Raw genomic sequence first — 5,516 nt, forward strand, 5'->3', positions numbered from 1 at the left:
CCGTCGCCCTGGTCGCCGGACTGGCGGCGTGCGGCCCGAAGGCCGACGGCGGTGGGAGCACCGGCAAGGACGCCGCGCCGCGGCAGGGCGGCACCCTCACCGTCCTCAACCAGAACCCGGAGGACCAGTTCGACCCCGCGCGGCTCTACACCTCCGGCGGCGGCAACGTGCCCTCGCTGGTCTTCCGCACCCTCACCACCCGCAACCGGGCCGACGGCGCGGCCGGCACGAAGGTGGTCCCGGACCTCGCCACCGACACCGGCACCCCGTCGGAGGGCGCGGCGGTGTGGACGTACCACCTCAAGGACGGCCTCACGTACGAGGACGGCTCGCCGATCACCACCGCCGACATCAAGTACGGCATCGAGAGGTCGTTCGCCCCTGAACTCTCGGGCGGGGCGCCGTACTTGAGGGACTGGCTGGTCGGCGCGGCGGACTACCAGGGCCCGTACAAGGACGGCCGCGGCCTGGACGCCGTCCAGACCCCCGACGACAGGACCATCGTCTTCCGCCTGAACAAGCCCGAGGGCGACTTCCCGTACCTGGCCACCCAGACCCAGTTCGCGCCCGTGCCGAAGGCCAAGGACACCGGGACGAAGTACCAGGACCACCCCGTCTCGTCCGGCCCCTACCAGGTCGTCAAGAACGAGAACGACGGGACGCACCTCGTCCTCGCGCGGAACCCCCACTGGTCCGCGGCGACGGACGACCAGCGCAAGGCGTACCCGGACACCATCGACGTGCAGTCCGGGCTCGACCCCGCGGTGATCAACCAGCGGCTCTCCGCGGGCACCGGCGCCGACGCGGCCGCCGTCACCACCGACACCAACCTCGGCCCCTCCGAACTCGCGCAGGTGAAGGACGACAAGGCCCTCGCCGCCCGGGTCGGCACCGGCCACTTCGGCTACGTCGACTACCTCGCCTTCAACCCCAAGGTGAAGCCCTTCGACGACCCGAAGGTCCGCCAGGCCGTCGCCTACGCGCTCAACCGCACCTCGGTCGTCAACGCCGCCGGCGGCTCCTCGCTCGCCGAGGCCGCGACCACCTACCTGCCCGCCCAGGAGACCTTCGGGTACACGCCCTACGACCCGTTCCCGGCCGGCCCCACCGGCAACCCGCAGAAGGCCAGGGAACTGCTGAAGGAGGCCGGTTACCCCGACGGCCTGACCATCACGCTCACCCACTCCACCGCCACCGGCCGGGGCTACGGCCCGGACCTGGCCGCCGCCGTCCAGGACGGCCTGAAGGCGGCCGGGATCACCGTCCGGCTGGACGCCCTGGAGTCCAGCCGGTACTCCAAGACGATCCACACCGTCGCCACCGAGCCCGGCCTGTTCCTCTCCGGCTGGGGCGCCGACTGGCCCTCCGGCGGCCCGTTCCTCGCACCGGTCTTCGACGGCCGGCAGATCGTCACCGACGGCTACAACTTCAACTCCGCGCAGCTGGACGATCCTTCGGTGAACGAGGAGATCGACCGGATCAACAAGATCACCGACCACGCCGAGGCCGCCAAGCTGTGGGGCGCCCTCGACAAGCGGCTCGGCGAACAGGCCCTCACCGTCCCGCTGTTCCACCCCGTCTACAAGCGGCTGTCCGGCAAGGACGTGCGCAACATCGTCATCAGCGACTGGACCGGCGTGCTCGACATCTCCCAGGTCGCGGTCAAGTAGCGGACAGGACCGGACGGAACGGATCGGATCGGACGGAAATCGGACCACCATGGCTCCACGGAATCCCGCTGCCGGGGGACGGCCGGTGTGGCGGCGGCTGCTCGCGCGGCGCGCCGTCCTCGCCGGCGGCCTCGTCATCCTCCTGCTCGCCCTGACCGCGGCGGCGGCACCGCTGCTCGCCGCGATCGAGGGCCAGGACCCCACGAGTTACCACGACGGCCTGCTCGACTCCGCGGCCGGCGGCGTGCCCACCGGCTCGTTCGGCGGCATCACCGCCGAGCACTGGCTCGGCGTCGAACCGGGCACCGGGCGGGACGTGTTCGCCCGGCTCGTGTACGGCGCCCGCATCTCGCTGCTCGTCGCCGTCGGCGCCACGCTCGTCCAGGTCGCGACCGGCGTCCTGCTCGGCCTCGCCGCCGGCCTCGGCAACCGCCTGCTCGACCAGCTGATCGGCAACACCTCCGAGGTGATGCTCGCCCTGCCCTCGCTGGTCTTCGCCATCTCCCTGATGGCCGTCGTCCCCTCCGGCTTCCCCCGCCCGGTCCTGCTCACGCTCGTCATCGGGCTGCTGGGCTGGGCCGGCACCGCCCGGCTGGTCCGGGCGCAGACGCTGAGCCTCCGGCAGCTCGACCACGTCGCCGCGGCGCGGCTGGCCGGCGCCTCCCGGTGGCGGATCGCCCGCCGGGAGCTGCTGCCGGCCCTGGCCGCGCCGGTCATCACCTACGCGGCCGTCCTGCTGCCGTCCAACGTGGTCTCCGAGGCCGGGCTCTCCTTCCTCGGCGTGGGTGTCAAGCCGCCCACCTCGTCTTGGGGCCAGATGCTCTCCGGCGCCACCACCTGGTTCCGCGCGGACCCGATGTACGTACTGCTCCCGTCCGCGGTGCTGTTCACCACCGTGCTCGCCTTCACCGTGGTCGGCGACGGCGTCCGCACCGCGCTCGACCCCCGCGCGGCCTCCCGGCTGCGGGGCGGGGCCCCCGCCCCCCCCCAAACCCAGGGGGCCCCCCCCGGTGGGCGCGGCCGCGCCCCCCCCCCCCCCGCGGGCCGCCCCGCCCCCCCCCACGCGCCGCCCCCCCCGGGTCACCCCGGCGGCGGGCCGGCCCCCCGGCCGCCCCGAAGACGGTGGTGGCCGCCGCATGACCCGCTTCCTGCTCCGCAGGGCCGTCGGCATGATCGGCGTCCTGCTCGTCCTCTCCCTGATCGTCTACGCGGTGTTCTACATCGCCCCCGGCGACCCCGCCCAGCTGGCCTGCGGCGAGAAGTGCAGCCCCGCCCAGGTCCACCAGGTGCGCGAACGGCTGGGCCTCGACGCTCCCGTGTACCTGCAGTACGCCCACTTCCTCCAGGGTGTCGTCGCCGGGCGCGACTTCAGCGCCGGCACGGGCCCGCTGCACTGCCCGGCGCCCTGCCTGGGCGTCTCCTACCGCAGCGGCGAGCAGGTCACCGACATGATCGCCGCCCGGCTCCCGGTGACGGCCTCGCTGGCCCTCGGCGCGATGGTGCTCTGGCTGGTCCTCGGCGTCGGCACCGGGCTGCTCTCCGCGCTGCGCCGGGGCGGGCCGACCGAGCGCCTGCTCACCGCACTGACCCTGGCCGGCACCGCCGTCCCGGTGTTCGTCATCGGACTGGTGCTGCTCATCGTCCTCTGCGCCCAGCTCCAGTGGCTGCCGTTCCCGAGCTACGTGCCGCTCACCGAGGACCCGCAGCAGTGGTTCTGGGGCCTGCTCCTGCCCTGGATCTCGCTCGCGCTCATCGAGTCCGCCAAGTACGCCCGGCTGACGCGCGCGTCCATGCTGGAGACCCTCGCGGAGGACCACATCCGGACCTTCCGGGCGTACGGCGTCAGCGAACGGCACCTGGTGACCAGGCACGCGCTGCGCGGCGCGCTCACCCCGGTGATCGCGCTCACCGCCCTGGACCTCGGGACGATGTTCGGGTCCGCCGTGCTGACCGAGTCGCTGTTCGGCCTCCCGGGCCTCGGCAAGCTGCTCGTCGGCTCGGTGAGCCTGATCGACCTGCCCACCGTCGTCGGCCTCACCCTCGTCACCGGGTTCGCCGTCGTCCTCGCCAACGTCGTCGCGGACGTGCTCTACGCGGTGGCCGACCGAAGGGTGGTCCTGGCGTGAGCGCCGAACCGCTGGTGAACGTCCGGGACCTGGTCGTCGACTTCCCGGTCGGCGACGGCCGCGTCCGCGCCGTCGACGGCGTGGGCTTCACCCTGGCGGCCGGGCAGGCGCTCGGCATCGTCGGCGAGTCCGGCTCCGGCAAGAGCACCGTCGCCCACGCCCTGCTCGGCCTGCACCACGGGACGGGCGCCCGCACCGGCGGCTCGGTCCGGGTCGCGGGCGTCGACGCCGTCACCGCCGGGCGCGACGAACTCCGCCTCCTGCGCGGCGGGTTGGCGGCCATGGTGTTCCAGGACCCGCTCTCCGCGCTCGACCCGTACCACGCCGTCGGGGACCAGATCGCCGAGGTCGTGCGGGTGCACCGGGACGTCTCGCGCCGGGACGCCCGGGCCCGGGCCGTCGAGGTGCTCGACCGGGTCGGCATCGCCGACGCGGCGCGCCGCTCGCGCTCGCGCCCGCACGAGTTCAGCGGCGGCATGCGCCAGCGGGTGCTGATCGCGATGGCCCTCGCCTGCGAGCCGCGCCTGCTGGTCGCCGACGAGCCGACGACCGCGCTGGACGTCACCGTCCAGGCCCAGGTCCTCGACCTGCTGCACGAGTTGCGCACCGAGACCGGGGCCGGGCTGGTCCTGGTGACCCACGACCTGGGCGTCGTCGCCGGGAGCGTCGACCGGGTGCTCGTGATGAAGGAGGGCCGGGCGGTGGAACACGGCCCGGTCACCGAGGTGCTCGGCGCTCCGCGCGAGCCGTACACCCGCGCGCTGCTGTCGGCGGTGCCCCGGGTCGACGCCGCCGAGGCGCCCGGCCCGGCGGCCGCATCCGGGGGCGAGGTCCTGCTCGAAGCCACCGGCCTCCGCAAGGAGTTCGCCACCCGCGGCCCCCTCGGACGGCGCGCCGCCCCCGTGGTCGCCGTGGACGGCGTCTCGCTCACCGTGCGGGCCGGCGAGACGCTGGGCGTCGTCGGCGAGTCCGGCTCCGGGAAGACCACCCTCGGCAGGATGCTCGTCCGCCTCCTGGACCCGACGGGCGGCCGGCTCCACTACCGCGGCCGGGACATCGGGACGCTCGGCGACAAGGACCTGCGCCCGCTCCGGCAGGAACTGCAGATGGTCTTCCAGGACCCGGTGTCCTCCCTCAACCCGCGCCGCACCATCGGCGAGTCCGTCGCCGACCCGCTGCGCATCACCGGCGAGCGCGACGAACCTCGAACGCGTGGGCCTCGACGCCGACTGGTACCACCGCTACCCGCACGAGTTCAGCGGCGGCCAGCGCCAGCGCGTCGGCATCGCCCGGGCCCTGGCACCCCGGCCGCGCCTGCTCGTCTGCGACGAACCGGTCTCCGCGCTGGACGTCACCACACAGGCCCAAGTGGTCCGGCTGCTCGGCGAGTTGCAGCGGGACCTCGGCCTCGCCCTGGTCTTCATCGCCCATGACCTCGCCGTGGTCCGGCAGGTGAGCGACCGGGTCGCGGTGATGCGGGCCGGCCGGATCGTGGAACAGGGCGACGCGACGGCGGTGTACGAATCCCCGCAGCACGAGTACACCAAATCCCTGCTGGCCGCCGTCCCGGCCCTCGACCCGACCGAGGCCACCGCCCGCCGCCACGCCAGACTGGCGGCCACCCGGACCTGACCGCCACCCCCGGGGGGGGGGGGGGGGGCGGGCCCCCCCCCCCCCCCGCGCGCGCCCCCCGCGCCCCCCCGCGCGCGCACCACCTCAC

At 74.4% G+C, this 5,516-nt stretch carries 2 protein-coding genes and 2 pseudogenes; all 4 read left to right on the plus strand.

The window, feature by feature from the left end; genetic code table 11:
* Positions 1 to 8 precede the first annotated feature (8 nt).
* The 4 genes and pseudogenes from ACFV4F_RS38530 (at position 9) to ACFV4F_RS38545 (ending at position 5,428) form a co-directional block, all read left to right on the plus strand.
* A complete protein-coding gene (locus ACFV4F_RS38530) occupies positions 9 to 1,670 on the plus strand; it encodes an ABC transporter substrate-binding protein (RefSeq protein ID WP_380509841.1) in 1,662 nt (553 codons plus the stop codon).
* A gap of 49 nt (positions 1,671 to 1,719) precedes the next feature.
* A pseudogene (locus ACFV4F_RS38535) lies at positions 1,720 to 2,643 on the plus strand (ABC transporter permease); the annotation flags it as partial.
* 163 nt (positions 2,644 to 2,806) lie between these two features.
* Complete coding sequence (locus ACFV4F_RS38540; RefSeq protein ID WP_380509829.1) at positions 2,807 to 3,796, plus strand: ABC transporter permease; 990 nt, start codon at positions 2,807 to 2,809, stop codon at positions 3,794 to 3,796.
* A gap of 14 nt (positions 3,797 to 3,810) precedes the next feature.
* Positions 3,811 to 5,428: pseudogene (locus tag ACFV4F_RS38545) on the plus strand (ABC transporter ATP-binding protein).
* The last annotated feature ends 88 nt before the right edge of the window (positions 5,429 to 5,516 follow it).

The organism is Kitasatospora sp. NPDC059722 (genome assembly GCF_042733235.1).
Classification (GTDB): Bacteria; Actinomycetota; Actinomycetes; order Streptomycetales; family Streptomycetaceae; genus Kitasatospora.